Source organism: Solibacillus isronensis, from assembly GCF_023715405.1.
Classification (GTDB): Bacteria; Bacillota; Bacilli; order Bacillales_A; family Planococcaceae; genus Solibacillus; species Solibacillus isronensis_B.
This window is the reverse complement of sequence record NZ_JAMBOC010000001.1, coordinates 1315356-1341039: the sequence shown is the minus strand read 5'-3', so window position 1 is coordinate 1341039 and position 25684 is coordinate 1315356. Positions and strand designations below refer to the sequence as shown.

Here is a 25684-nt window from a genome sequence, read left to right as displayed (position 1 = left end):
AGCGGCTTTATTTATGACCGACGATTAATAGATTCAGTTCACTATATAATCCGTAAAAACTTCTTTGTTCGGTATTTTCTGCAGAACCGATATAAATTACACTATTTTTAAAGTGCCTATTATCCATCAGTACATTTTTATATTTTTCTGTTGTGATCAGTAAAAACTTCTGTTCACTGTAAGGGTAGATAATGAGCTGATTGTTGGCAGATTCACTGTCAATCAAGTTAAATAATTCCCTGAAATTCATTTGACCTTTAAGCTCTAATTTATACATTGAAATAAGGTTATTTTCTTTAATATGCTCTGTAAAAAAAATGTTGGCAAGTTGATAAAACTGCCTTGAGTTATAAATCAAAACACTTTGAGTCATTTTCAGTTCAGCAGGAATATATGACTTATGACGTTCAATTATTTGTTCGCAAAATGTCAATAGATCGCTATATAGCAAGTTCGCCTCAGGATGTTTCTTGATAATCCGATAAAAATGCCGTGCTAAAAACGACGTATACATAATTTCGTTTGATTCGTTAAATCTCTTTAACAACGAAGACATTGCAAAAACGGCCATTTCGTAATTTTGCTTTAAGAAGTTAGTACTTGCCTGAATAGAATGGACAAAAACAACTTCCGTATCGTTTTTACAATGCTCAATATACCAGTTGAACTGGTCGATATATTTTTTAGCTTCTTCAAAACTCCCGCTTTCCAATAGAGCGGTCACGAGCTGTAACTGGGCATTACATTCATAAAATAATCGGTCCTCTTTCATTTCCAAAGCATAAAAGTATGCACTTTTAGCATATTGAACCGCTTCCTGATTGTTATTGTTTTCAAGTGCATGGATGCTCAATAAATAGTGGCACATAGACAAATTTTGAGGGAAAGAATCTGTATCAATAGTGTGAGTGATTGAGTTGATCAGCATATCGCTTTGTGGAATAGAAGAGACGATGGAAGCAAAATTAACACAGCAAACTAGAGCTTCTGTCACATGTTCCGGGGAGTTGGATCTTTCTATGACTGCCAAAATAAATTGAAGCTGCTCAAATGCTTCATCAAACTGTTTGTTTGCATAAAAAGTTTTAAATTGCTTTATGCTCCGTGTGAATGAGCGTTCGATCAATCGCAATTCGTTGTTCAAACTATGATGTAATGGTGTATCGGAACGAGTATGCATATTAAAACTCCTTTTGATGTATTAAATAATACCGATTTGTACGGTCAATAGTATCTTTTATCAATTGACTGAAGTAAGTGCCGACAAAAATTTGTTCTTTTAATCGTTGAAGGAACTGAATATGAATATGATTGATGGTCTGACTGGATGGGGATGTAATGGGATTATTGTCGTAAAAGTTTATTAACTCCAATGGCAATTCCGATTCGAAACCGGTTTCCTCAACAATGTTTTGTATTGTCTGCTTTAATTTACTTTTTAGAAGAACAGAAAATATTAAACAAATTAATGTATCATTGCTTTTTCTCATTTTAAATCTCTGTAGCCCGTATTGCTTAATGATTATTTCATGAAGATAAGACTGAAAAGGATAGTGAAAACGTATGTGATCATCCATTATTAATACGTAATCTTCCGTAGTTAAATATGTATACAGATTATAAACAAATTGATAATAAAAATTATAACCTTGATTATAATCTTCTAATTGGACGTCCAGAGATGGGTTATTTGACAGGAGCTGCTGAAATTCTGAATATTTACCTTCTGGAACAAAATAATAGTTGTGGAAATTCAACGATATCAGCCTCTCTAATATGAAAATTATTACAATATAAATTGTACAGAAACTTTGACAGTATATCAAACTTATATAGGCTCAAATCAAATAAAAAAAAGAGCTAACATAGAAAATTAGCTCTAATTAGAGAAAATATATATTATTCAGTTACTGGTTCTGTTTCTAGCTTTACCTTTTTAAGTTCAGGGTGAGCCATTTCTAGTATTGAAGGGCGAAGTAATAATAAAACAAAACCAATTAAGATCAGCCCGCTGACGATTAAAATATATTGTGCCGGAATGAATTCATATAAAATTCCAAAGACTAGTGTACCGACAGGCATAGCACTCATCGCCATCATTTCGATTATCCCAAAAACACGCCCCCGATACTCTTCTTCAATTGAAGTTTGCATCAACACGCCAAGAGGAGTATTTGTAATAACACCCAATGCTCCGAATAAAAACATGATGATTAAATAATAGACGAAATTCATCATTGCCGAAAATGATATCATGAGCGGCAGTGCCGATAAAATGACAACAACAGACGAGCCGAACACGGATCGTTTAACTGTAAGTAAAGGAAATTTGACGTTTGCTCTTGATGCAAAATAAACCGATGTAACTAAAACCCCGATTGCACCACCAGCCTCTGTAAAACCGATATATTTTGGATCTAACTTCAAAATCGTCAATAAAATATAGTCACCGCCAACATTGATTGCTGTGAAAAATAAATTTAACCAAAGTGCAGTCCATAAAATTGCTTTTATAATCGGTTTTGAATTGACATAACGAAAACCGGCTTTGAAACTTTCAAACATCGATTCGTTTTCAGCATTCTCATTTACTGTTTCTTTCTTATAAAGAACAAAATTCATCGTAGATTCCAACATAAGTGTGATTACAGCAGCACAGATGAAGATTATGAGGAACATTTCCATCGATACAAAACCAAATAACATCCCGCCGAAGATCGGTCCGCCAATTCCCGAAATAGAATAGGACAACTGATTAAAGCTCATCGCCTTTTGCAGTCGAGCTTCATCGACCAGATTGGCAATCGATGCGGAAAACGCTACACCGGAAAAAGTACTGAAAATACTATTGAACACTGTTGCGATATAAATTGCGATTAGTGATAATCCAAATTCATGTGTGTAAAACAATAAGCCGCTTACTGTCAGGATAACTCCGGCTTGCCCGCCGAGTACAAGCCACTTTCTTGGTAAACGATCCCCTAAGAGACCTGCAATCGGTGAAAATATTGTTCGCGGCAAGTAGCTTAAAATAATATTTGTCGCAAAACTAAGCGAAGAGCCTGTCATCGATAAAATATACATACTGATTCCAAAGCTGTAAACATGTGATCCAAGCGCACCAATCATTTTACTTATTAGAAACGTGTATAAATGGTACGTTGCTTTTTTTAATTTCTGCTGTTCATTCATAAATAAAACCCCTTTGTTTAATTTAATTAAACTTATTATAGGGTGGGATTTTTTAAAATGCAATACAAAAGTTTAATTTAATTAAAATAAATTCGAGGGATTAAATGTAAAAATATATAAAATGTTTAATTTGGTTAAATCATTCGCCTTTTATATGATTTTTGGTAAACTATATTTAATGAGGTGACGACGTGTTAAATATTGGTGCCAAAATAAAAGAACTAAGAAAAGAGCGTAAAATGACGCTTGCCCAAGTAGCAGGAGACCGAATTACAAAAGGGATGCTCAGTCTGATTGAAAACGGGAAGGCACAGCCATCTATGGAAAGCCTTCAGCATATTGCAAAACAGCTCGACATCGATGTTTCCGAGCTCATGCAAACCGAAAATCATCAGCAAATGAAAGATTTATACCGGGATGTTGAAATAAAACGCTTAGCTCTTAATAAGGAGCATGATGATAAAAAAATAAACGAAAAAGTTCTCGAACTGTATCATCTTATCCATCCATTTTATGAAAACGGCAGTCTTAAAGGAGCTACTTTTGAGGAAGTACGCATTTACGAAGTGTATTTAACAATGCGCTACTTTGCGAAAATGGATTTATCGGAAAAACCTTTTGCGAAGTTAATCAAAATGTATGAGCAAGTACATGGCTACTCAAAAATATTGAAGATTTATGCCCGCATGGGAAACATTAAGTTTCTGGAAAATGATTATGTGGAAGGGCTTCGCTATTTACATGAAGGGGAAAAGTATATCGAGAAATACGGTGATTTGATAGACGACCTTGAAAAACTCGATTTATACTATAACATTACGGTTTCCTATGCAGCATTGAATGATGATTTGCAAATGGAGAACTACTTGGATAGAGCATTAAAATTAGCAAAAGAAAAGAAAATCGTCTATCGGTTAAATGATTTTTACCGCTTTTTGTTTTTCATTCACTGTTCAAAAGAAGAAGGGGAAAAGGCTTATTATTATTTAAAGAAAATACGGGCATTTGCAGAAATTATGGAAGACCCGAATGAAACACTCATGGAGCAGCTAGTTACGCTTCTATATACAAATCAAATCGAAAAAGATTACGAGAAAACGGTTGCGACCAGATTTGAAAATAGTTTTGTATTAGAAGGCTTTTCATACAGCGCGGACATTTTCTTTAATGGTCAATATGGCTATGCCTACTACATGCTTGAGCGGTATGAAGAAGCATTGCAAACTTTGAAAGATATCGTAATAATAGAATACAATCAGCACCCGCTTGATTTGTCGATGATGTACATGGCGTTTGCAGTAAGGGCATTATGCTACTTCAAGCTAGGGGACAAAGAAAACGCAAAGCGCGATATTTTATATGCAATGGATGGTGTAAAAGATTTAAAAGTCACAAGAGAAATCCGGTTCATTATCGATGCGTATGAGGAAATAATGAAATAATACAAGTACACGGATAATCCTGGAGATTATCCGTGTTTTTCTTCGATATTAGTTTAAATTACTCCACTTGATTCAAAATATATTCCATACCATATTCATCTACAAGAATATGTTCTTTAAACTTCATAAACTCCATTGAAAAGCCTTCAATTAAAATAGTGTATATATTATTTTTTGTTGTAATTTTAACGTCATCGTATTCTTCAAATACAGTATCACCGCCTTTTTTCCCCTGATCGATTAGGAAATCAGTCAGGATGGATTCACTGTTTTCTATACTATAAGGGAGCCGCCCCGTAATAAGCATGTGATGATCGTTTAAGTAAATTTGATATTCATTGTTCGCAAAAGAGTATCCATGTAAGTCCTTCGCTTCAACCTTTAAATCGGATTGATAGCCGTTCGTCTCTTCTGAACAACCTGCTAAGATTAAAGAAAATAACAAAATAAGAGTAGTGGAAAATAAATACTTTTTCATATGAGATCACCCCCTATATGTGTATTAACTCATTTACGATTGGTTATGGGAAAAGTTTCAAATTTTGTTTTAAGCAGCAATTTTCAAGGTTACTGAGTTCTATTCATTTAATTAAACGAATAGATTAGTAGGGTGAGTTTAATTTTTGAGACATGGAGGAATGAAGATGATCAAACGAGTAAATCCAGAATTTTTAGCCGGTTTAGAATCATTTACGGACTTTGATTTTAAAGTAGAACACTTGGAATCAATGCGTGAAGGTATGGCACAGGCGGTACTACCTTTAACGAGCACTGAAACAGTGAATATTATCAATAAAACTATTACTGGCATTGATGATAATGAAATTCGCGTTCGTATTTATAAACCAGCCCACCAGCATCAGGAATTACCGGTTTTACTATGGATTCATGGCGGGGGTTATGTATTAGGTTCCATTGAAGAAAATGATCATCTTTGTGTACAAGTTGTAGAGACAGCAAACTGTGTCGTTGTTTCCGTTGATTACCGTTTAGCTCCGGAACATCCTTATCCTGCACCGCTTGAAGATTGCTATAGTGCGCTGGCATGGATTGCAGACAATGCAGCAGAACTGCAAATCGACAAAAATCGTATTGGCGTAGCTGGAGCAAGTGCTGGTGGTGGTTTGACAGCCGGTTTAACATTGCTAGCGCGTGACCGTGAGTATCCTTCAATTTGTTTCCAAATGCCGCTTTACCCGATGATTAATGACAGCAACGATACACCTTCTGCGAACGAAATTACAGAAGGTATGATCTGGAACCAAAAAACGAATGATTTTGGCTGGAAATGCTATTTAGGCGACTTGCACGGGCATGATGTACCGATTTATGCTGCACCGGCAAGAGCAGAGGATTATCGTAATCTTCCATATACGTATACATGTGTTGGGCAATTGGATCCATTCCGTGACGAAACAATTACGTATGTATCTAAATTGGCACAGGCAGGTGTTGATGTGGAATTCCACTTATATCCTGGCGCATACCATGGTTTTGAATCATTGAACCCTCAATCAGAACTTGCTCAGAAAGTGATTAAAGAATATGTGAATGCGATTAAGGTAGGCTTTGAACGCGTGAAAGCAACTGTTGATCAAGTGGAAGAAGTAAAATAAATTCTTAGCTTCAGGTGGACGTATGCTCGGTTCTAAATTGAACCGAGCATTTTTATATTGAATACTGTTAATGAATTTAAAGATACGCTTTAAACGAGAGCGCATTATAATTCCGTTTTTCATATAGATCAATTATAAGAGCGGCTAATTGCTGAATACCGAGATGGATTTTGTTTTCGTTTACTTGTGAAATACTTAGACGAATTGCTTTCTGTCTGTTTTCGCTTAAGAACATCCTTGAAGCATTATCTACATAAACATGTTTTTCATTAAGCATGTAGATCAATTTATCGACATCAATAACGGAAGGCAAGAAGATGGTGAGGTAAAAACCGCTTTTGGGCTTTGTAAATTGTACATAGGAAGGTAAATACAAAGAACAAGCCTCTAATAATAGATTCATTTTAGTTGAATATAAATTTTTCACTTTTTCTAAATGGTATTGAAACATCCCGTTTTTTAAATAGATTTCCAAAGCCCCCTGTGAAAGAGGCGATGTATTGAAATCTGCACTGAATTTACTGTGCACAAAGGAGGGAATCATTTTTTCAGGTAGAACTGCTGTTGCGATTCGCAGTCCAGGCAAAAATACTTTGGAAAAGCTCTTAACATAAATGACTCTTTCATTAGGTTCATATGCAAACAAAGGATCGGACTTTAAATCTGTATCAAGTTCTGCCAAGAAATCATCTTCTACAATATATACGTCGTATTTTTCTGCAAGAGCTACGATTTTTTTCTTTTCCGCATTCGTGTAATGATGACCTAATGGATTGTGGCATCTTGGAATGATGTAAAAAAATTTAATGTCAGCGGAGCGAAATAACTTCTCCAGTTTTTCAAAATCGATTCCTTCCATCGTCACTTCTATTCCGAATGTTGTAATCCCGTTTACCTGTAAGGCATCGATCATCCCAAAATATGTAGGCTGCTCAATTAATACATTCTTTTTTCCGTTTGGAAACGGCATGGCTGAAAGAATATGAAGTGCCTGCTGTGATCCGGACGTAATGACCAGTCGATCGGGTTTCGCAAATACTTGTAAATGTTGCAAATACTTCGCAAGCTCCTTACGTAAAGAAAAAAGGCCCTGTTGATCACTATAAGTAAATAATTGTTCTTTATAATGATCGATTGCCTGGTTAATGCAATGCTGGAAATCTTCATACGGCATAATCCTTTTATCCGGACCGGCCGATAAGAAATCAATATCACTTTCCTGATTGTCAAATGTTTGACGATCATCCACTACATAATAGCCGCTTTTAGGCTTCGCATAAATAATATGCTGTTTTTCCAATTCAAGTAATGCTTTCACAACCGTATTTTTACTGCATTGAAATTGTTCAGCGAGCCGTCTGATTGACGGTAACTTACTTCCTGTCTTTAAGTTCTCATCCATAATTTGTTGTTTAACCCATACCAAAATGCCAATATATTTAGTTGTCATCTAGTTCTCCTTTGCTATCTGTCCCATGACAGACGGGAAATTCCCTTATTTTAAAAAGAGCAGATTTTCAATACAATCTATTTAATTAGTTTATTCGTATTAACTAATTATGGAATATTTTTTTACAATTGTGAAGGGGGAACGAAATGGAGATCAGCATGAAAAAAGGGATGCTATTAGGCTTTATTGGAATCGTTTGTTTCAGTTTTACATTACCGGCTACAAGCATTGCTGTCCCTTATTTTGGTGAGACAATTGTCGGATTAGGCAGGACAGTTATTGCAGCAATTATTGTCGGAACAGTATTTACTGTAAAAAAACAGTCTTTACCGAGTAAAGCCCAATTTAAAAGTTTACTTATTGTCGCTGTGGGAGCTGTACTGGCTTTTCCGTTATTTACAACTTATGCGATGAAGTCATTACCAGTTTCACATGGTGCTATTGAATTGGCTTTACTTCCGCTTGCGACAGCTGGATTTGCGATGTGGCGAGGTGGTGAGAGACCTTCGAAACGCTATTGGATTGCGAGTGTAACCGGGGCAATAACAGTTATTATGTACGCTGTTTTTTTAGGATTAGGACAGTTGCATAAAGGGGATTTTGCGCTGATTGCAGCGGTCATATTACTTGGATTTAGTTATGCGGAAGGCGGCAAACTTTCTAAGGAACTTGGCAGCTGGCAAGTAATTGCTTGGGCCATTTTAATTGGAGCCCCCTTTTTTATTATTCCTGTAGGCCTCGGCATATCTGACAGTATGCTGCAAGCACCTATCGAAGCTTGGATCAGTTTGTTCTATTTAGGGATAGTCAGTCAGTTTTTAGCTTATGTAGCATGGTACGGTGGTATGTCTTTAGGCGGCATTGCGAGAGTAGGACAGATTCAATACTTGCAGCCTTTTTTAATGATCGGCTTTTCTGTATTATTTTTAGGAGAATCGGTCACTTGGATCACAATTATTTTAGCTATGGTCGTTGTGCTTTGCGTTATAGTAGGAAAAAATGCTGACAGCAGACAAAGCTTGAAACAGAAATAGAGAGAGGCAAAATTTAAAGTTCAGATTAAGAATGATTTCCGTATTGGATTTCATTCTTTTATGTGGTGAAAAAAGGGTAAAAAATGTTTTTTGTTGAAGTTAATCACATAGATCAGCCTGTACATATGTTTGTGATAAATGATTAAGAATGGTATAAGTGTAAATGTGTTTAAATCTGGAATTCCAAACGTTATAAGGGAGTGAACGCATGTCAAAAATCGTTATTATAGAAGATACGGAAACGATAAGAGAAGAACTGAAAACCTTTTTAATCACATATGGATTTGATGCTGTTGCACCGACAAACTTTGAAAATATTATTCAGGAAACGCTAAACGAAGCGCCGGATCTTATTTTACTGGATATCAATTTACCCATTTTTGATGGTTACTATATTTGTAGAGAAATAAGGAAACAATCGGATGTGCCGATCATTGTCGTGACGAGCAGGGATAACGAGATGGACGAACTGATGAGTATGAATTTAGGCGCGGATGATTTTGTCACAAAGCCTTATAACACTCAAATTCTTTTGGCGAGAATTGAAACCATTTTAAGAAGAGTCCAGGGGTCGAGCATGCGGGATACTGTTGTCTATAATGATTTAAAGCTCAATTTATCCAACGGTTCTGTTACATATAAAGGGGAGAAGGCAGAGCTCACTAAAAATGAAATTAAAATACTTTCCTGCCTTTATAAAAACAAAGGAAAAATCGTATCAAGGGACGATCTCATGGATTTTATGTGGAACGCAGATGTCTTTGTAGATGATAATAACTTATCGGTCAATGTTACGAGATTAAGAAAAAAACTGGAAGCGTTAGGTATGGAGAAAAATATTGAAACGAGACGCGGGTTAGGATATATACTTCCATGACACTAAAAGAATATGTTAAAGACAGAACCGTTTTCCTGCTCATTAATTTCATCTTATTTATCATTATTAGCGGGATTATGATACTTGTCGGGGTGAATATCCAAATTGTTTTTCTTATTTTCTGTATTTGGTTTTTCCCTCTCATCATATATGTACTGATCGAATATTTTAAGCAGAAAACATTTTATAACGAAATAACTAGCATTACGGAAAATTTAGATCAGAAATATTTGCTGCCGGAAGTAATGAAAGAACCTGAAACTGTGGAAGGTAAGGCATTGTATGAGGTATTGCGTCAGGCAAACAAAGATATGCATGAGCATGTAAAGAGTTATCGGGACCGGGAAAATGAGTATAGGGAATATATTGAAACATGGATTCATGAAATTAAAACACCCATTGCCTCAACACGGCTGATTATTGAAAATAATCATAGTAACGTTACCCGAAATATTAAAGAGGAAGTAAAGAAGATTGAAGAATATATTGAGCAGGTTCTCTATTATTCAAGAAGTAACAATGTGAGCAAGGATTACCTCATAAAAGAGGTGTCTTTAGCAGGTCTTGTAAGAAGTGTTATAAAGAGAAATTCAAGGGACTTTATTAGTAAAGGGATTTCGATTGATCTTGAAAAAGTTGAAGGGACCGTTTTCAGTGATGCAAAATGGCTGGAGTTTATCTTAAATCAGCTGATCGGGAATGCAATTAAGTATATACGTGAGCGTGATGGAAAGGTAATCATCCATACGGTCCAGAATGAAAATAATATTGTCCTTACGATTGAGGATAACGGGATAGGGATAACAGAAAAGGATATACATCGGGTTTTTGAAAAGGGGTTTACCGGGGAAAATGGACGAAAATTCGGAAAGTCTACCGGTATCGGTCTTTATTTATGTAAAAAACTTGCAGATCAGCTTGGTCTAGGTCTTACCATCACTTCAAAAATTGGCGAAGGAACAAAGGTGAGTATTATTTTCCCTTTAGGCAGTGTAGTCTTCATGCAGTAATTCAACTTTAGAATAGCGGATTTATAGCGATTGTACATTACAATTGCTATAAGTCCGTTTTTTTATCTTGCAAAAATGTCACTTTAATAAAATATAAAGCAATATGTCTTCCCGATAGCTATTGATAAGATACAGTTAGAAATCAATTAGGGGGAATAAAAAATGAAAAAAGCAATTCCAATAATATTAGGAATCTTTCTGTTAGGTCTTGGAATTTTCCTGGTGTATGAATATGCAACAGAACCAAAAATTGTAGAAGGTGTCACGTCAAAAGCGATTGATGAAAAGGGCAAACCTTCTGATATAACGAATATATTTACACAAGGGGATACAGTTTATTTTTCCGCAAAGAGAAACCGATTCTGGACCAATGAAGCCGAAGTGGTTTGGTATAAAGGCGAAATAAAACAAGAGAATCGATTTTTAGTGGAAGAGGAAGTACTTGTGAACGATGCGAAATATTTCACTGCCGAGCTATCCGTTCCGGAAGGTCTTGAAGAAGGGCATTACGGTGTCACGATATATGTAAAAGGGAAAAAAATTATGGAAACAAAAGCCGAATTTGATGTGAAAAAATAGATGTATCTTGGAGGAAAAGCATGCAACCGATATTAAGTGTAGAAAAAATTGAAAAATACTACGGAAACAAAGGTAATATTACAAAAGCAATAGATAATATCAGCTTTAAAGTAAATGAAGGTGAATTTTTAGGAATTATGGGTCCTTCAGGGAGCGGAAAGACAACGCTCCTGAATTGTATTTCGACAATTGATCATGTTACAACTGGCAAAATAATTATCAATAATCAGGATATTACAACTTTAAAGAAGAAAGGGCTTGAAGCATTCAGACGGGACGAGTTAGGTTTTATCTTTCAGGATTTTAATCTGCTGGATACTCTGACAGCTTATGAAAACATTGCTTTGGCTTTGACGATTCAAAAAAGAGAAGCAATGGAAATCGATCAACTCATTAAAGCCGTTGCGGAAAAGCTTGATATTTCGGGCATCCTTAGCAAATTTCCATTTCAATTATCGGGAGGCCAAAAGCAAAGAGTCGCTTGTGCAAGAGCGATTGTAACTGAGCCTTCCCTCATTTTAGCCGATGAACCAACGGGTGCACTTGACTCAAAATCATCACGATTATTGTTGGATTCCTTTGAAAAGCTGAATAAAGAATACCAGTCAACAATTTTGATGGTTACCCATGACTCGTTTACGGCAAGTTATGCCAATAGGATCTTGTTTATAAAAGATGGTCGGATCTTTAATGAGCTCGTGCGCGGAAATGATACGAGAAAGGAATTCTTTAATAAAATCATTGAAGTAGTGACTTTACTTGGAGGCGATGTTAGCAATGTTCTCTAAAATCGCAATCAACAATGTTAAAAGAAGCTTTAAGGATTATTCAATCTATTTTCTGACATTAACTCTGGGAGTGTGTATATTTTACAGTTTCAACTCTCTTGACTCGCAATATGCTATCCAGGAAATGAATAAGAATACGATTTTTCGTGAATCATTGGAATTGCTTATGTCTGGAACATCAGTGTTTGTATCAGTTATTCTTGGAGGTTTGATTGTATACGCCAATAACTTTTTGATTAAAAAGCGGAAAAGAGAACTTGGCTTATACATGACATTAGGTATGTCAAAAGGGAAAATCTCGAGAATTTTAATTGTCGAAACTCTCCTAATCGGTGTAGTCTCTTTAATCGTAGGTATTGGACTTGGGATTATTGTATCGCAGGGTCTGTCAGTGCTGACGGCAAACATCCTGTCTATGGATCTTGATAAATATAAGTTTGTTTTTTCATTTGGCGCCATGATGAAATCGATTGTCTACTTTGGCATCATCTATTTACTTGTCATGATTTTCAACCAGTTTACGATTTCCAAATACAAACTGATCGATATGTTAAATGCTTCAAAACGTAATGAAGAAGTAAAACTGAAAAATCCTTTCGTATCAGTGCTAACCTTTATTTTATCAGTAGCATTTCTGATATTCGCATATATGAGAATCCTAGAGACAGGCTTAAATGCTGAAGATACGGATCTGATAATTACGATCTTAATGGGGGTCTTTGGAACGCTCCTATTCTTTTTCAGCCTATCGAGCTTCTTTATACAAATTGCGCAAAAGAATAAGGGGTTCTATTTTAAAAATATAAATATTTTTGTCTTAAGACAAATAAACAATAAGGTCAACACGAACTTTCTTTCGATGACAATTATCAGTCTAATGCTTTTTTTAACTATTTCACTCATCTTTACCGCGTTTGATTTAAAAGGAACGATTGATAAAAATACAGCAAATACAACTCCTTTTGATGCTTCGGCATTTCTTGTTGTTAATCAAGAGGAAGAGGATCCTGCGGTAAATGATATTGAAGCTTACTTAAACAATATAGACTTTACATTTGAAGCATATGAAAAACATGCCTTCTTTGATGAATATCTTCTTGATTTAACGATTGAGGATCTGTTAGCACAGTATTTAAGCGACGAGGAAAAGATTGCTATACAGGAAAATTACATGTATGGTCCGGTATCTGCACTAAAAATATCGGATTATAATGCAATTATCAATCTGACGGGGCAAGAGTCTGTTGATTTAAAGGAAGACGAAATACTCGTTGTATCAACCTATGGCAAGATGATTCAAGCTTTGCCTGAGTATATGAAAAATGAAGAAAATATTATCATTGAGGATAAAGCATATAAAATAAAAAATGATGCGCCTATTGAAGAAAATATAAAAATTAACAGGGGCAGTAACTTCTTTTATCTTATTATTCCTGATAATTTTACAGGAAACCTTCAATTAGAGTATACAAGTTTTAATGTAATATATGAAGATCGCTACATTGAAAAATCAGAAGAGAAATTTACAACCCTGTTTAATGACCTTGATGAAAATAAATATAGATCCATTAATCCAGGATTAGTCATTGGAAGTACAGAAAATCAGATTAAAGAGCAAGAAAAGGGTTCAGCAGCATTATTTATATTCCTTGGCCTGTTTTTAGGGCTCATCTTTATTATATCGAGCGCAGCTGTAATGGCATTGCAGCAGTTATCTGACGCAAGTGACAGCTTGGAACGCTATAAATCACTGAAGAAAATCGGTGTCACGGATAAAATGATAAATGGGGCTATATTAAAACAATGTCTCATCTATTTTTTACTCCCTTTAGGACTGGCTGTCATTCATTCCATTGTCGGAATCAAGGCGGTAAGCGGAATGTTCCATTTCAACTACGAAAGCGTCCTAATCAGTTCAATAATTCTTGTCATTATATATGGCGGGTATTTCTATGCAACGTATGTCGGTGTTAAGAACATTGTTAAAGGAAGTAACTAGGTAACAGGAAGAGCTTTAATTAAAAGAAGAGGTTAGGTATGTTTGATCATTGTAGAAACCCTTACTAAGAAATGGGGATTTTTACCGCTTAGCAAAAAAATGCTATTTTTCCCAGAGGAAAATAGCATTTTTGGTTTATATCCTAGCTTCTTTCATATTGTTCTACACCGGTTATGAATTAATATCCTGAATCACTTTTTCCAAGAATTCACCCATTCGTTTTACAGTTGACTCTGAAAAGTCAAAATCAACGCCAGTCTCTTTGTAAACCGCTGCAATGGATTGATTGTAATCGGCACTTGCACCTTTTTTATAAAATTCGACAGCCTGCTGGGGATTCTGTTGATATTTTTCAAGTAATTGAAGCGCACCGAGCATTGACATCGAGTATTCAATATCATAGAAAGGGTATTGAATAAAGTGCAGCGTACCGATCCAGCTCATGCCAATTTCCTCTTCATATCCATTAGTGTCGACTGGGTTCAAGCCGTAACGTTTTGAAATTTCATAGAACATTTCATCACGTTCCTGCGCAGTATGCTGAGGATTTGTATACATCCAGTGCTGGAAAAGGTCTCCTGATAATGGACCGAATAACATCGTAAATGCCCGTCTCAGCTCTTCACGTTGCGCGCTTTTGAATTCCTCTTCTTCCGGATAAAACAGGTCAAACTTATCCAATAATAACAATTCCATTCCGTGTGAATACAATTCAGCTACTTCCGCCCGCCACTGGAATTCTTCAATCGGGCCTTGCTCTGAAGCTTGGAGGTAACCATTCACCGCATGGCCCATTTCATGAATTAATGCAATGAGCGAGAAAAAGGAAGGACTAAAGTTTGCAAAAACGAATGTATCCCCGGATACAGGTAAAGGGACACAGAAGCCACCCGGACTTTTACCTTTACGGTCTCCAAGATCAAGCAATCCATTTGCTCTCATGTACTCCAAACGGTCAGAAAAATACGGGTCGGTCTTTCCTAACATTTCAGCAACACCGTCCAAAAGCACGGACGTTTCAGCGTAAGGCGGATTTTTCAGCAGTTTTGCGGTGTTATCCCATGGGCGATATGTATCGACACCAAGTTTAGACTTGAAAACATCTGCAAGCCTGTTCCAAGCCGGAATAATATGCTTTTCAACATTTTCATGAAAGTCATAACAATCCCGGATAGTGTACTCACGGTTTTTTGCGACAAACATATAATCACGGTAATTATCAAAGCCAGCATTGATTGCGATTTGGTGGCGTAGCTGAACGAGCTCATTCATGAGTGCATCCGTTTCAGGTTTAATTTGACGGTAGGCAGATCTAATTAAATGATAAGCTTTTTCCCGAACGCTTCTGTCCAAATTATCCAGCTGGGATTCGATAAACGGAAAAGGTTTTTCTTCTCCATCCCATTCAACTGTCAGTCCGCCCATAATTTCACTATACTTTGTGCTTAGTTCTTGTTCCTTTACAAACAGCGGGATATTTTCTTCTCTAAACAGTTTCACTTTTGATTCCCTAAAACGTCGCATTAAGCCGTAATGTTTTTCATCTAATTCATTGAAATAAGGTGATTCACAGCATTTTTCATTCAGCTTTGCCTCGTATTTCATTAACAGAGGCTGAATGATTTGCTGATCGTGAAGGTAAGTGGATTTAATATCGGGATCTTCTGTATTTCGGTAGAAGTCGACTAGGTGGCCTGTCAACGCTTCTTCAATTTCAAAACGTAACTTCTTTTCATCCTCAATCCAATTTTCCAGATCAGTTATGGATTCAATTGAAACATCAAGGAAACGTTGAAACCGGGCTTCGATTCCTTCGACATCTTTCAAATCAATTAATTGTTTATAATAGTTAACACTCTTCGCATGAGACATGAATAATTCTCCCTTTACCTTCAGATTATTTTGACTAATGAATTAATTATATTATAGTTTGCTGGTCATTCATTCTTTTTTTGAAAATAAATTACTAAATAATAAGAGGATGAAGAGAACAGTTTGTAAATGAAGAAATAAAAGGATAACATGTTCTCGATGGAATTCAATCGGATAAAGGAGTTTTTGTCATGATTTCAAAAGATAAACTGGAAAAGAACCAAGTAACAATATATATCATAACTTTATTATTGGCGGGATTTATAGGATTGAATTTTTCACAGTTCCAAAGTCAACTGGAAAATTTAATCCCGATTTTCCTTGGCATCTTAATGTACAGTATGTTTGTTCTAATTCCTTTTGCTGCTTTGAAAGAATCTTTATCAAACCGACGCTTTTTTTACGCCCTCTGTATAGTGAATTTTATTGCGGTACCGATTGTCGTATGGGGGCTGACGTTCTTTATTCCAGATTATCCGCCACTATTATTAGGTGTTTATCTAGTTTTACTCACCCCATGCATAGATTACGTAATTGTATTTACAGCGCTTGGCAAGGGGAATGAAAAAGCGATGCTCAGTGCGACACCTTTTTTATTTGTTGCACAAATGCTGTTACTGCCGTTTTATTTATGGCTGTTTATCGGCGAACAGGCGGCAAATGTAGTAGAGGTCGCGCCATTTGTTAAAGCATTTGTCACATTTATTGTATTGCCATTAAGTGTTGCACTGATTGTACAGCTCTTATCGAAAGAGGGGGGGCGTGTTTATGAGATGTCTTCCTGGCTTCCGGTACCATTCATGGCTTTCACTCTTTTTGTAATAGTTGCTTCACAAATTGGCAGATTGGCGGGTTCATTTGAATGGATACTAAAAGTGATACCCATTTACATAGTATTTATGATCATTATGCCTTTTATCTCAAAGATGGTCGGGAAATGGCTGAAGCTTGATATCCGTACTGGCCGTGCACTGATCTTTAGCGGATCGACACGTAATTCACTTGTTGTATTACCGTTTGCACTTGCATTGCCTGAAGAAATCCGTTTGCTCGTTGTAGCGGTTATTGTAACCCAGACAATTGTTGAGATTATAGGGGAGCTTATATATATTCGTATTATTCCGCAATTTGTTTTGCGTGATAAATAGAGTATAAGCTCTTTACTGGCTATTGCTCCTGGGCTGCTTTACAATTTTGAAAAGAAGGACCAAACTGCGCGTTTTGTGTAGTATAATCTTCATTACTATGTATTTTAAATAGAAAAGGAGTTTTAACATGAAAATCGAGGACTGGTTAAATAAAGAAACATCAACAATCGCAAATAAGTTAATCGACTATAACAAAAAACATATTGAAGTTGAAAAATCGATTGGATTCACGGGCCGTGATCAAATCCATCATATATTGGATAGTTTTTATGAGGTTTTCTTCCCGACGATTTATAATCAAGGAGTTGTCGATGAAACACGTACACTGATGAAACTGAATAATAACCTTCGTCAATCAGCATTGGATTTGCGTGATATTATCGAAAAAGTATTAGTTTACCAAAACTTTGATAATTGTGATGGCCAATGCCGAGAAAAAGCGGATCATGTTGTGATGAAGTTAATGGACCGTTTCCCGGAAATCCGTGAAACGATTCAAACAGATATCCAGGCTGCTTATAACGGAGATCCGGCTGCTACATCGACAGAAGAAATCATGTTAAGCTACCCGTCAATCCGCGCTGTATTTATCCACCGAATCGCACATGAGCTATATAAAATGGATGTTACAATCGTACCGCGTATTATGTCTGAATATGCACACCAGTTAACAGGAATCGATATTCATCCAGGGGCGAAAATCGGCCATTCATTTTTCATTGACCACGGTACAGGTGTTGTTGTTGGTGAAACATGTACAATCGGTAACAATGTTAAAATCTATCAAGGTGTAACGTTAGGTGCTTTAAGTTTCCCGCTCGATGAAAACGGAAACCCGATAAAAGGTGTCAAACGTCATCCGAATATTGAGGATAATGTTGTCATCTACGCTGGTGCCACAATTTTAGGCGGGAAAACGACAATTGGTCATGACACGGTGCTTGGCAGTAATATTTGGCTGACTTATTCGGTTCCGCCATATTCACGTGTTTATAATTCGCAGCCATCACCGAATATTAGCAATAGTAAAGAAGTTGTTATTGAATACGAAATCTAATCGGAAAATATATGTCTAGCTAATAGGATGGATTATATTAGTGTCATATAACTTCATCACATTTTTAAAAAGTTCTATTTCGTGAATGACCGATATTATGGCGTACTACAGAAGACAAGAAAGCAGGTGTAACCATTTAAAAGGATACACCTGCTTATTTCATTACTTAATATATATATTGCTTACAAGCACGTCTTGAAGCAACTTTGTTGGAATTTCAACAGTGACAAGTCCCATATATCCCGGAGCTATTTCAAATTCATCAAACGACAGCACAAGTTTACCATCTTCGGTAATATAGAAGTTTTGGTCAGGCGTAATGCCTACAAACACACCGAATGATTCATCATGATACTCTGTTCCACCAATCCAGTACATGTCAGACCCTTCTGTTTCAATCATTCTATTGCGCAGTTCTTCCTCTATATAGCGACTAATAATTTCGATGTAGCGATCATTTTTAAAAAGACTGGGTAATGTAATAACTGTTTCAGCATTTTTATCAATCGTCGTATACTTCATAACAGTAGAAGATGATGCGCCAATGACTTCTACATAGCGTCCAAATGACAGTATTTCATCTGTATCCGTTTCAATAACATAGCCGCTACTTAGTGACATATTTCCAGCTTCCATTTCCTCTATATCCGCCTTAAATTGCTCATAAAGTGTTTTACCTTCCTCGGCATATTTTTCATTCAATGCCTCGATGTCAGCAGAGGAACCCGAAATTTTAGGTACTTGAATTTCTGCAGTATATGCATCTTTTTCCATTTCATATTTAGTAAATGTAAGTACTTGTACGACTTGACCGATAACTGGTATATCTACCAAACTTTTTGCCATTGCTGGATTTGTATTCAGGCCGACTGTGAATAGTACTGCCGCCGCGACAACTGATGTTAAAAAAATGGGCAGTTTGCGTTTGCTCTTCTTAGGAGGATACTGCAGATTTTTTTCGATTAACGACTCTAGCTCCTTTGGAATTGGTACATTGTTATATTGTTCTTTTAAATTTACTAACTTATCATTCATTACTCGGATTCTCCTCCGTCTCTAGCTCAATTTTTAATAGTTTTAATGCTTTATAAAGCCTGGATTTTGCGGTGCTTAGAGGAATCGCCAAAATATGCGCGACGTCTTCGATTTTCAAATCCTCAAAATAGCGCAGCACGATTACCTCACGCAGCTGCAGAGGTAAATGATGTAAAGCCTGCTGTAAATCAAGATTGCAGTATGTATCTTGCTCTGATAATTGCAGTAAAGACTCGTCTCCAATGAGCTCGATCCGCTTTTGTTTGCGCAGTAAATCAATTGCCGTTCGCACTAAAATCGTATAAAACCAGCTTTTCAATTGATCCCGATTTGTCAGTCTCTCAAGTGCGAGCCAACCTTTTTGAATGCTGTCTTGCACCACATCGAGCGCATCCTGCTCGTTTTTTGTATAGCTATACGCGAGTCTATATAGCGAATTTTTCTGGGTACGGATAAATGTAATAAATGCATCTTTTAATTCTTCCATCATTCCTTGAAGCTCCTTTTTTACTCTGTCGACAATTATAAGACGACGGTATGTGGTTGGAAAGTTTAAAAAGGGAGAAATTTTTTTATAAAAAAGCATTCTCGCCGAGATAAGCGATAGCAATCATTAAAACATAAATTAATTAAAATAAAAAAATTAAATAAATACTCTTGACGTTGAGTAAAACCTTTGTTATATTTATCTCAAGTTCGAGATATTTAATTTCGAAATTTTATTTTGGGTATATATCTTGAAATCGAGATAAATTGGAGGAGAATATAAAATGTCAACATTTACAGTCGATCAAACACACTCAACAATCGGTTTTGAAGTAAAACACATGATGGTATCAAAAGTTAAAGGTCAATTCAATAACTATACGGCAAACGTGGAAGCCGCAGACTTAACAGATTTAACTACCGCATCAATCAGCTTTGAACTGGATGTAGCAAGCATAAATACAAACAATGAAGATCGCGATAATCACCTAAAATCAGCAGACTTCTTCAGCACAGAAGAGTTTGGGGAAATCAAGTTTACGGCAACAAATATTGAAAAAGATGGCGATGACTACAAAGTAACTGGTGACTTAACAATTAAAGACGTAACAAAGCTGGTAACATTTGATGTTGAATACGGTGGTAAAGGTACAAACCCATGGGGCGTAGAAGTTTATGGTTTTGAAGCAGAAACAAAAATCAACCGTGAAGATTTCGGATTGACATGGAATGCTGCTTTAGAAACAGGCGGCGTACTGGTAGGAAAAGATATCAAAATTAAAGTAGAGTTAGAATTAAACCCTGCTGCGTAATAATATTGAAGGTATTTATAAGGATAAATTGTCAGCAAAACGGAAATAATGATTTACGTTACTGATAAGAATGCATAAAAGTACAGTCGATATCTCGAATCCGAGATAATTGAAGGAGTGTAAGAAATGGGATTCATCAGTAAACTATTTGGAAATAAGAAAGTGGAGGAAACTACAATGGAAAAATTAAACATCGGTATTATTTTAGGATCAACTCGTGAAGGTCGTGTAAGCCCTCAAGTCGGTGCATGGGTGAAAGAAATCGCAGATAAACGCGGTGATGCTAACTATACAATTATTGATATTGCGGATTTCAAATTGCCATTACTAGGAGAACCGGGTGGGGATGCATCGGGTGCTGCAGGCTGGTCTGAAGCAATCGCAAAACAAGACGGATTTGTATTCATTGTTCAAGAATACAATCATTCTATTACAGGTGCACTTAAAAATGCATTAGATTACTTACGTGATGAATGGAACAACAAAGCAGCGGGTATCGTATCTTACGGTTCTGTTGGTGGAGCACGTGCTGCTGAACATTTACGCGGTATTTTAGGTGAACTACTTGTTGCGGATGTGCGTGTACACCCAGCTTTATCATTATTCACTGATTTCGAAAACGGTACAACTTTCAAGCCGAAAGATGTGCAGGCAGATTCAGTAAACCAAATGCTGGATCAAGTAATTCCATGGTCAAAAGCTTTAAAAACAATTCGTTAATTAACATATCATCGATCTAGCACATGTTATGGCATGTGCTAGATTTATTACATAAAAATTGGACAGAGTGTTTTATCAAATGGAATGTTGTGTTCAGTTTTTACGAATGGAGGAAATGTACATGAAAAAACATACAACAGGAATTCATCACATTACAGCAATCGTTGGTCATCCTCAGGAAAATGTCGATTTCTATGCGGGTGTTCTTGGATTACGTCTTGTAAAGAAAACAGTCAATTTTGACGACCCGGAAACATATCATTTATATTTCGGGAATGAAGGCGGAGAGCCAGGGACAATCATTACATTCTTCCCTTGGCCGGCAGCATATAAAGGCAGAATCGGCGATGGTCAAGTTGGTGTGACAACATACGTTGTACCAATGGGAGCAATGGATTTCTGGAAAGAACGCTTAACAAAATTCAATATACTATTTAAAGAAGAAACAAGATTTGAAGAGAACTATCTACAATTCGATGATCCACATGGTTTGCATCTCGAAATTGTCGCACGTGAAGGGGGTTCTCTAAATGGCTGGACGTTTGGTGGAATATCTGCTGATGTAGCGATTAAAGGCTTTGGCGGTGCAATTTTATATTCATCAAAGCCGGAAGAAACGATCAATACATTAGTTGACGTGATGGGACTAGTTGAGATTGCCCGTGAAGGAGATTTTGTAAGATTAAAAGCAACAGCATCAATCGGCAATATTGTAGACGTGAAAATGACAGTCGGTAATCGAGGAGCGATGGGTGTCGGAACTGTACATCACATTGCATGGCGTGCAAATGACGAACAGGATCATAAAGAATGGCAGCAATACGCGATGGATAAAGGTCAGCATGTAACGGATATAAAAGACCGTAATTACTTTAATGCGGTTTACTTCCGTGAGTCGGGAGAGATTTTATTCGAAATCGCGACAGACCCACCAGGATTTGCGCATGATGAAACGCCGGAAACAATGGGCGAGCAGCTAAAGTTGCCGGTACAATATGAAGATTACCGTGACCGTTTAGAAAATTCGCTGTTCCCGATTAAAGTTAGAGAGTTAGATTAGTAGTGTGATAATGAAAAGGGGTTACTCAGTTTTACTTGAGTAGCCCTTTTATAATTAAAGCAATTTCGCCATGTATAGTTCATTTACATATTGTCCGTCAATGAGTAAAGAATTTTTTTTCACGCCTTCAACTTCAAACCCCATTTTCTTATAAAGATGGACAGCTTGTTCATTATACTCAATGACCGTTAACTCCAGGCGATGGAGCTGCGACTTCTTTGCCCACTGAATCATATAGTCGAACAAAGCGGTACCAACGCCTTTACCACGACTTTTACTATGTACACCGACAGCAATTTGAGCTCGGTGAGAAGTACGGGATAACGTTTCCGCTTTTAAAAGGAGATACCCTAAAATCTCATCCTGATGCTCTGCGATAAAGAAACCGGATGTTGGTGTCTGATTTATGGAATGGATTAACTTGCTTAAAGCAGCTGGTGCCATGTTTCTTTCATCCGGTGCAAAGAGCATAAATCCGGACTGTTCTGCATCTTTCATCACTGCAAGTATTTGTGAAGTATCATTTTCGTTCGCTTTTCTGACTATACTTTTTTCACCAATTGTGTTCATCGAATTCACCTCATTCTCATTGTAATAAAATTATATCATTTCCAGAATATTTAAATTAAACTAAAATTTAAGATAGCGATAAAATTTAAAGGGGTTTGAAAATGAAACTATTAAAAAACGGGTTTGTAGTAAATATGGAAACAGGCGAGTTTAGTAGACAGGATGTTTATATTGAAAATAATAAAATATTAAAAGTGGCTCCTAATCTTCAAATAGATAATATTGAAGTATTGGATTTTACGGATAAATGGCTGATTCCAGGATTGATTGATATGCATGTCCATATAAAAAAACACTTTGCCAATTACTTCACAGCAGCAGGTATTACAACGGTTCGTAATACTGCGGGGAGCATTATTGAACTCAAACCATTTATCGATGCGAATGGAAGTGAAATGGAGCCGCGCGTTATTTCTGCAGATTGTATGATTGATGGACCCCCAGGCTTGTGGGGAGACGATACTGCCTATAACATCAATGTCGACAATACAGATCTTGCGAAACAGGAAGTAGCGCGGCAACTAGAGCTTGGAGCACATTTTATTAAAGTTTACGGCTGGCTTGATCCAGAATATATGGAAGTAGTAGTGAATGAAGCACGAAAACATAATTTAGAAGTAAGCAGTGATATATTATATTCCAAAAAAGTAGATGCATTGCTTGCGGCAGACATAGGGATTGATTGACTGGAACATGGCTCTGGTATTATTCAGGCGATGTATCCAGAATGGTCAATGGATGCACCGAAAGAAATCTGGGATGCAATACCTTGGGAACAGCCGGATGAACAATTGATAGAAAGCGTATGTAAAGAATTGTTGAAAAAGGATATTAAGCTTTGTCCAACTATCGTTTTGTATGACCAGATGCGATTAGCAGAGCACTATTGGACAACAACACATGAAGTTGTTCATCATATGGAAAACAGTGACTACTTATTTAAGCATTGGCCACAAGCTGTACAGGCAAAACAAGGACAGGTTACGTTTGGAACACAAACGAAAATGATTCAAAAAATTGCCTATATCTATTACAAAATGGGTGGAACTGTTGTAACAGGAACAGATACACCTGCAGGAAATTATACATATCCAGGCTTTGCATTGCACCGTGAGCTTCAGCTGTTTATTGATGCCGGATTCACACCATTAGAGGCCCTTCAGCAAGCTACAATTAATGCAGCAAAAGCTTTGAAAGTAGCGGATTTAGGTGATATAAAAGAAGGTTTTACTGCGGATCTATTAGTACTGGATGAAAATCCCCTTAGCGATATAAAAAATACAATGAAAATCGATCGGATAGTAAAGGATGGAAACCTGTATACGATTCCTGAGCTGCTTGAAAATATTCCGACGGAGCAAGAGATAAACGATTATATGAACGAATTGATTAAAACTTTTGAAGAACAAGGATTAAATGCAGGAAATTAGGTTTAGTCAATAAGGTAAGAGGGGAACTTCTATTATCGAATATGTTGTGATGTATTTGGAGAGATTAGATGTAAGTAATTACACGTAAAGGAGCTCTGAATTGACATGAGAAATAACAACGACATAGAAGTTTCGCGCCGTAACATGTGGTCAGGAATCCTGTTTGGCGTCGGTTTGATTGCCTTTATTGATGAAACCGTTTTTCACCAGCTGTTAAGATGGCATCATTTTTACGACAAATCGACAACGGATATCGGGTTAATTTCCGATGGTATTTTTCATGCCTTCAGCTGGTTTGCTACGATAGCAGGGTTATTTTTATTTGCTGATCTGCGTCGGAGAAATGGTCTGATCTTTCAACGATGGCTTGGCGGAGTATTATTAGGGGTTGGTGTATTCCAATTGTATGACGGCATCATTCAACATAAATGGATGCGAATTCATCAAATTCGATACGTGGACAATGTCATTGTGTACGATATTGTGTGGAATGTCGGTGCTTTGATTATTTTACTAATCGGTATTTATCTAATATTCCGCACATCAAAAAACAGTACTTTAAAAGAGAAGAATGCAAATGAATAGCCAATACTTACTGCACAGTCATGGACATAATGCTATGAATCATTCAGTACCTGGTATAAACCTTCAATTAGTGCTTGGGGTCGTTTTCATATTTTTATTAGTAGCATATATAACCGCTGTCCTCATAACGAATCAGCGCTATAAAAAATGGCCCATTTTCCGTACAATTTGCTGGACAATTGGTATGGTTATTGCACTTGCTGCAGTTGTCGGTCCGTTGGCAAACATTGCCCATTCTAACTTTACAGCACATATGGTGAGCCACTTATTTTTAAGTATGGTCGCACCAATTTTTTTGGCAATTGCTAAGCCGATAACTTTGCTGCTCAGAACAGCAAATACAACATTAGCACGTAAGCTGACTTCCATTTTAAAAAGTCGCTTGCTAAAATTCGTTTCGCACCCGATCACTGCTGCAGTTTTAAATGTGGGGGGACTTTGGCTGTTATATACAACGAATCTATTTGTTTACATGCATGAAAATGCGTTTTTTGCTTTATTTGTACATTTGCATTTTTTTATTGCTGGCTATGTATTCACGATCTCCATTATTTATTTCGATCCGGTCTACCATCAATATTCCTACCGATTCCGGGCGGCAGTTTTAATCATTGCAATTGCCGGCCATGATATATTGTCGAAGTATATGTACGCGAATCCGCCTGCAGGAGTATCACAGCAAGAGGCGGAAATGGGAAGTATGGTCATGTACTATGTAGGAGACTGGATAGAAGTTGTGATCATTATTATTTTTTGCTGGCAATGGTACAAATCAGCAAAGCCGCGACGAAATGTTACAGTGGGGTTCAATAGGGAACAGGTTAGTATGCATGGAAAATAAGGTAGTTGTTACGGCTTAACTTTAAATAGCAGTAAAAATTTCTTCAGAAAAAAAGCGTCGCAAATTTGCGACGCTTTTTTT

The 25684-nt window shown here is 36.7% G+C and carries 26 protein-coding genes; 17 read left to right on the top strand and 9 right to left on the bottom strand.

The window, feature by feature from the left end:
* Positions 1 to 7 precede the first annotated feature (7 nt).
* The 3 genes from M3166_RS06880 to M3166_RS06870 all read right to left on the bottom strand — a co-directional run bounded on the left by M3166_RS06880 (position 8) and on the right by M3166_RS06870 (position 3192).
* Positions 8 to 1180 carry a hypothetical protein gene (locus M3166_RS06880; RefSeq protein ID WP_251688630.1) on the bottom strand — a complete coding sequence of 391 codons (1173 nt, stop codon included), beginning with the start codon at positions 1178 to 1180 and terminating at the stop codon, positions 8 to 10.
* A 1-nt stretch (position 1181) separates the two neighbouring features.
* Complete coding sequence (locus M3166_RS06875) at positions 1182 to 1490, bottom strand: hypothetical protein (RefSeq protein WP_251688628.1); 309 nt, start codon at positions 1488 to 1490, stop codon at positions 1182 to 1184.
* Between the two features lie 409 nt (positions 1491 to 1899).
* Positions 1900 to 3192 (bottom strand): MFS transporter, encoded by a 1293-nt coding sequence (locus M3166_RS06870; protein WP_251688626.1) that lies wholly within the window; start codon positions 3190 to 3192, stop codon positions 1900 to 1902.
* 191 nt (positions 3193 to 3383) lie between these two features.
* On the opposite strand from M3166_RS06870, the gene M3166_RS06865 reads away from it, so the two are divergent.
* Complete coding sequence (locus M3166_RS06865; RefSeq protein ID WP_251688625.1) at positions 3384 to 4634, top strand: helix-turn-helix domain-containing protein; 1251 nt, start codon at positions 3384 to 3386, stop codon at positions 4632 to 4634.
* A gap of 58 nt (positions 4635 to 4692) precedes the next feature.
* Here M3166_RS06865 and M3166_RS06860 read toward each other — a convergent pair whose 3' ends face one another.
* Entirely contained in the window at positions 4693 to 5112 is a 420-nt protein-coding gene (locus tag M3166_RS06860) for a hypothetical protein (RefSeq protein ID WP_251688623.1), read from the bottom strand.
* Positions 5113 to 5278: 166 nt separating this feature from the next.
* Here M3166_RS06860 and M3166_RS06855 point away from each other — a divergent pair, with 166 nt between their 5' ends.
* The gene (locus M3166_RS06855) at positions 5279 to 6250 is read left to right on the top strand and encodes an alpha/beta hydrolase (protein ID WP_251688621.1); all 972 of its coding nucleotides are present in this window, start codon (positions 5279 to 5281) and stop codon (positions 6248 to 6250) included.
* A 76-nt stretch (positions 6251 to 6326) separates the two neighbouring features.
* Here M3166_RS06855 and M3166_RS06850 read toward each other — a convergent pair whose 3' ends face one another.
* Positions 6327 to 7700: a PLP-dependent aminotransferase family protein gene (locus tag M3166_RS06850; RefSeq protein WP_251688619.1), complete on the bottom strand. Its 1374-nt coding sequence runs from the start codon at positions 7698 to 7700 to the stop codon at positions 6327 to 6329.
* 146 nt (positions 7701 to 7846) lie between these two features.
* Here M3166_RS06850 and M3166_RS06845 point away from each other — a divergent pair, with 146 nt between their 5' ends.
* The 6 genes from M3166_RS06845 (at position 7847) to M3166_RS06820 (ending at position 13987) form a co-directional block, all read left to right on the top strand.
* Positions 7847 to 8734: a DMT family transporter gene (locus M3166_RS06845; protein WP_251688617.1), complete on the top strand. Its 888-nt coding sequence runs from the start codon at positions 7847 to 7849 to the stop codon at positions 8732 to 8734.
* A gap of 208 nt (positions 8735 to 8942) precedes the next feature.
* Positions 8943 to 9611, top strand: a complete 669-nt coding sequence (locus tag M3166_RS06840) for a response regulator transcription factor (RefSeq protein WP_251688615.1) — start codon at positions 8943 to 8945, stop codon at positions 9609 to 9611.
* A complete protein-coding gene (locus M3166_RS06835; RefSeq protein WP_251688613.1) occupies positions 9608 to 10621 on the top strand; it encodes a sensor histidine kinase in 1014 nt (337 codons plus the stop codon). The genes M3166_RS06840 and M3166_RS06835 overlap by 4 nt, the downstream gene beginning before the upstream one ends.
* Before the next feature lie 162 nt (positions 10622 to 10783).
* Positions 10784 to 11200, top strand: coding sequence for a hypothetical protein (locus M3166_RS06830; RefSeq protein ID WP_251688611.1), 417 nt, complete (start codon positions 10784 to 10786; stop codon positions 11198 to 11200).
* A 20-nt stretch (positions 11201 to 11220) separates the two neighbouring features.
* On the top strand, positions 11221 to 11988 hold the full coding sequence (locus M3166_RS06825; RefSeq protein ID WP_251688609.1) for an ABC transporter ATP-binding protein: 768 nt from the start codon (positions 11221 to 11223) through the stop codon (positions 11986 to 11988).
* Positions 11989 to 12154: 166 nt separating this feature from the next.
* On the top strand, positions 12155 to 13987 hold the full coding sequence (locus M3166_RS06820) for an FtsX-like permease family protein (RefSeq protein WP_251688607.1): 1833 nt from the start codon (positions 12155 to 12157) through the stop codon (positions 13985 to 13987).
* A gap of 171 nt (positions 13988 to 14158) precedes the next feature.
* On the opposite strand, the gene M3166_RS06815 is transcribed toward M3166_RS06820, so the two are convergent.
* Positions 14159 to 15859 carry a M3 family oligoendopeptidase gene (locus M3166_RS06815; protein ID WP_251688605.1) on the bottom strand — a complete coding sequence of 567 codons (1701 nt, stop codon included), beginning with the start codon at positions 15857 to 15859 and terminating at the stop codon, positions 14159 to 14161.
* Positions 15860 to 16050: 191 nt separating this feature from the next.
* Between M3166_RS06815 and M3166_RS06810 the strand changes: the two genes are divergently transcribed.
* Complete coding sequence (locus M3166_RS06810) at positions 16051 to 17007, top strand: arsenic resistance protein (RefSeq protein ID WP_251688603.1); 957 nt, start codon at positions 16051 to 16053, stop codon at positions 17005 to 17007.
* A gap of 127 nt (positions 17008 to 17134) precedes the next feature.
* The gene (gene epsC, locus M3166_RS06805) at positions 17135 to 18064 is read left to right on the top strand and encodes a serine O-acetyltransferase EpsC (protein ID WP_251688601.1); all 930 of its coding nucleotides are present in this window, start codon (positions 17135 to 17137) and stop codon (positions 18062 to 18064) included.
* Between the two features lie 162 nt (positions 18065 to 18226).
* Here the strand turns inward: epsC and M3166_RS06800 are convergent, their stop codons facing one another.
* Both M3166_RS06800 and M3166_RS06795 read right to left on the bottom strand, forming a co-directional pair.
* On the bottom strand, positions 18227 to 19099 hold the full coding sequence (locus tag M3166_RS06800; protein WP_251688600.1) for a DUF3298 domain-containing protein: 873 nt from the start codon (positions 19097 to 19099) through the stop codon (positions 18227 to 18229).
* Positions 19092 to 19589: a sigma-70 family RNA polymerase sigma factor gene (locus M3166_RS06795; protein WP_251688597.1), complete on the bottom strand. Its 498-nt coding sequence runs from the start codon at positions 19587 to 19589 to the stop codon at positions 19092 to 19094. Before M3166_RS06795 ends, M3166_RS06800 begins: the two co-directional genes overlap by 8 nt.
* Before the next feature lie 280 nt (positions 19590 to 19869).
* On the opposite strand from M3166_RS06795, the gene M3166_RS06790 reads away from it, so the two are divergent.
* The 3 genes from M3166_RS06790 (at position 19870) to M3166_RS06780 (ending at position 22177) form a co-directional block, all read left to right on the top strand.
* The gene (locus M3166_RS06790; protein ID WP_251688595.1) at positions 19870 to 20397 is read left to right on the top strand and encodes a YceI family protein; all 528 of its coding nucleotides are present in this window, start codon (positions 19870 to 19872) and stop codon (positions 20395 to 20397) included.
* 126 nt (positions 20398 to 20523) lie between these two features.
* The gene (locus M3166_RS06785) at positions 20524 to 21117 is read left to right on the top strand and encodes an NADPH-dependent FMN reductase (protein ID WP_251688593.1); all 594 of its coding nucleotides are present in this window, start codon (positions 20524 to 20526) and stop codon (positions 21115 to 21117) included.
* A 121-nt stretch (positions 21118 to 21238) separates the two neighbouring features.
* On the top strand, positions 21239 to 22177 hold the full coding sequence (locus M3166_RS06780; protein ID WP_251688591.1) for a ring-cleaving dioxygenase: 939 nt from the start codon (positions 21239 to 21241) through the stop codon (positions 22175 to 22177).
* A 54-nt stretch (positions 22178 to 22231) separates the two neighbouring features.
* Here the strand turns inward: M3166_RS06780 and M3166_RS06775 are convergent, their stop codons facing one another.
* Positions 22232 to 22747: a GNAT family N-acetyltransferase gene (locus M3166_RS06775; protein ID WP_251688589.1), complete on the bottom strand. Its 516-nt coding sequence runs from the start codon at positions 22745 to 22747 to the stop codon at positions 22232 to 22234.
* A gap of 101 nt (positions 22748 to 22848) precedes the next feature.
* On the opposite strand from M3166_RS06775, the gene M3166_RS06770 reads away from it, so the two are divergent.
* The 4 genes from M3166_RS06770 (at position 22849) to M3166_RS06755 (ending at position 25603) form a co-directional block, all read left to right on the top strand.
* Entirely contained in the window at positions 22849 to 23433 is a 585-nt protein-coding gene (locus tag M3166_RS06770; RefSeq protein WP_251688587.1) for an amidohydrolase family protein, read from the top strand.
* Between the two features lie 30 nt (positions 23434 to 23463).
* Positions 23464 to 24177: an amidohydrolase family protein gene (locus M3166_RS06765; protein WP_251688585.1), complete on the top strand. Its 714-nt coding sequence runs from the start codon at positions 23464 to 23466 to the stop codon at positions 24175 to 24177.
* A gap of 105 nt (positions 24178 to 24282) precedes the next feature.
* Complete coding sequence (locus M3166_RS06760) at positions 24283 to 24762, top strand: DUF2243 domain-containing protein (protein WP_251688583.1); 480 nt, start codon at positions 24283 to 24285, stop codon at positions 24760 to 24762.
* A complete protein-coding gene (locus M3166_RS06755) occupies positions 24755 to 25603 on the top strand; it encodes a cytochrome c oxidase assembly protein (RefSeq protein WP_251688581.1) in 849 nt (282 codons plus the stop codon). The genes M3166_RS06760 and M3166_RS06755 overlap by 8 nt, the downstream gene beginning before the upstream one ends.
* Positions 25604 to 25684: the final 81 nt, after the last annotated feature.

What these genes read in the sequence shown, in the direction of transcription:
- M3166_RS06755 (WP_251688581.1), top strand. Translation starts at nt 24,755, where the DNA reads ATGAATAGCCAATACTTACTGCACAGTCATGGACATAATGCTATGAAT.
- M3166_RS06855 (WP_251688621.1), top strand. Translation starts at nt 5,279, where the DNA reads ATGATCAAACGAGTAAATCCAGAATTTTTAGCCGGTTTAGAATCATTT.
- M3166_RS06820 (WP_251688607.1), top strand. Translation starts at nt 12,155, where the DNA reads ATGTCTGGAACATCAGTGTTTGTATCAGTTATTCTTGGAGGTTTGATT.
- M3166_RS06850 (WP_251688619.1), bottom strand. Translation starts at nt 7,700, where the DNA reads ATGACAACTAAATATATTGGCATTTTGGTATGGGTTAAACAACAAATT.
- M3166_RS06765 (WP_251688585.1), top strand. Translation starts at nt 23,464, where the DNA reads ATGTATCCAGAATGGTCAATGGATGCACCGAAAGAAATCTGGGATGCA.
- M3166_RS06825 (WP_251688609.1), top strand. Translation starts at nt 11,221, where the DNA reads ATGCAACCGATATTAAGTGTAGAAAAAATTGAAAAATACTACGGAAAC.
- M3166_RS06880 (WP_251688630.1), bottom strand. Translation starts at nt 1,180, where the DNA reads ATGCATACTCGTTCCGATACACCATTACATCATAGTTTGAACAACGAA.
- M3166_RS06780 (WP_251688591.1), top strand. Translation starts at nt 21,239, where the DNA reads ATGAAAAAACATACAACAGGAATTCATCACATTACAGCAATCGTTGGT.
- M3166_RS06770 (WP_251688587.1), top strand. Translation starts at nt 22,849, where the DNA reads ATGAAACTATTAAAAAACGGGTTTGTAGTAAATATGGAAACAGGCGAG.
- M3166_RS06845 (WP_251688617.1), top strand. Translation starts at nt 7,847, where the DNA reads ATGGAGATCAGCATGAAAAAAGGGATGCTATTAGGCTTTATTGGAATC.
- M3166_RS06870 (WP_251688626.1), bottom strand. Translation starts at nt 3,192, where the DNA reads ATGAATGAACAGCAGAAATTAAAAAAAGCAACGTACCATTTATACACG.
- M3166_RS06875 (WP_251688628.1), bottom strand. Translation starts at nt 1,490, where the DNA reads ATGAGAAAAAGCAATGATACATTAATTTGTTTAATATTTTCTGTTCTT.
- M3166_RS06835 (WP_251688613.1), top strand. Translation starts at nt 9,608, where the DNA reads ATGACACTAAAAGAATATGTTAAAGACAGAACCGTTTTCCTGCTCATT.
- M3166_RS06860 (WP_251688623.1), bottom strand. Translation starts at nt 5,112, where the DNA reads ATGAAAAAGTATTTATTTTCCACTACTCTTATTTTGTTATTTTCTTTA.
- M3166_RS06830 (WP_251688611.1), top strand. Translation starts at nt 10,784, where the DNA reads ATGAAAAAAGCAATTCCAATAATATTAGGAATCTTTCTGTTAGGTCTT.
- M3166_RS06795 (WP_251688597.1), bottom strand. Translation starts at nt 19,589, where the DNA reads ATGATGGAAGAATTAAAAGATGCATTTATTACATTTATCCGTACCCAG.
- M3166_RS06775 (WP_251688589.1), bottom strand. Translation starts at nt 22,747, where the DNA reads ATGAACACAATTGGTGAAAAAAGTATAGTCAGAAAAGCGAACGAAAAT.
- M3166_RS06760 (WP_251688583.1), top strand. Translation starts at nt 24,283, where the DNA reads ATGAGAAATAACAACGACATAGAAGTTTCGCGCCGTAACATGTGGTCA.
- M3166_RS06785 (WP_251688593.1), top strand. Translation starts at nt 20,524, where the DNA reads ATGGGATTCATCAGTAAACTATTTGGAAATAAGAAAGTGGAGGAAACT.
- M3166_RS06790 (WP_251688595.1), top strand. Translation starts at nt 19,870, where the DNA reads ATGTCAACATTTACAGTCGATCAAACACACTCAACAATCGGTTTTGAA.
- M3166_RS06840 (WP_251688615.1), top strand. Translation starts at nt 8,943, where the DNA reads ATGTCAAAAATCGTTATTATAGAAGATACGGAAACGATAAGAGAAGAA.
- M3166_RS06810 (WP_251688603.1), top strand. Translation starts at nt 16,051, where the DNA reads ATGATTTCAAAAGATAAACTGGAAAAGAACCAAGTAACAATATATATC.
- M3166_RS06800 (WP_251688600.1), bottom strand. Translation starts at nt 19,099, where the DNA reads ATGAATGATAAGTTAGTAAATTTAAAAGAACAATATAACAATGTACCA.
- epsC (WP_251688601.1), top strand. Translation starts at nt 17,135, where the DNA reads ATGAAAATCGAGGACTGGTTAAATAAAGAAACATCAACAATCGCAAAT.
- M3166_RS06815 (WP_251688605.1), bottom strand. Translation starts at nt 15,859, where the DNA reads ATGTCTCATGCGAAGAGTGTTAACTATTATAAACAATTAATTGATTTG.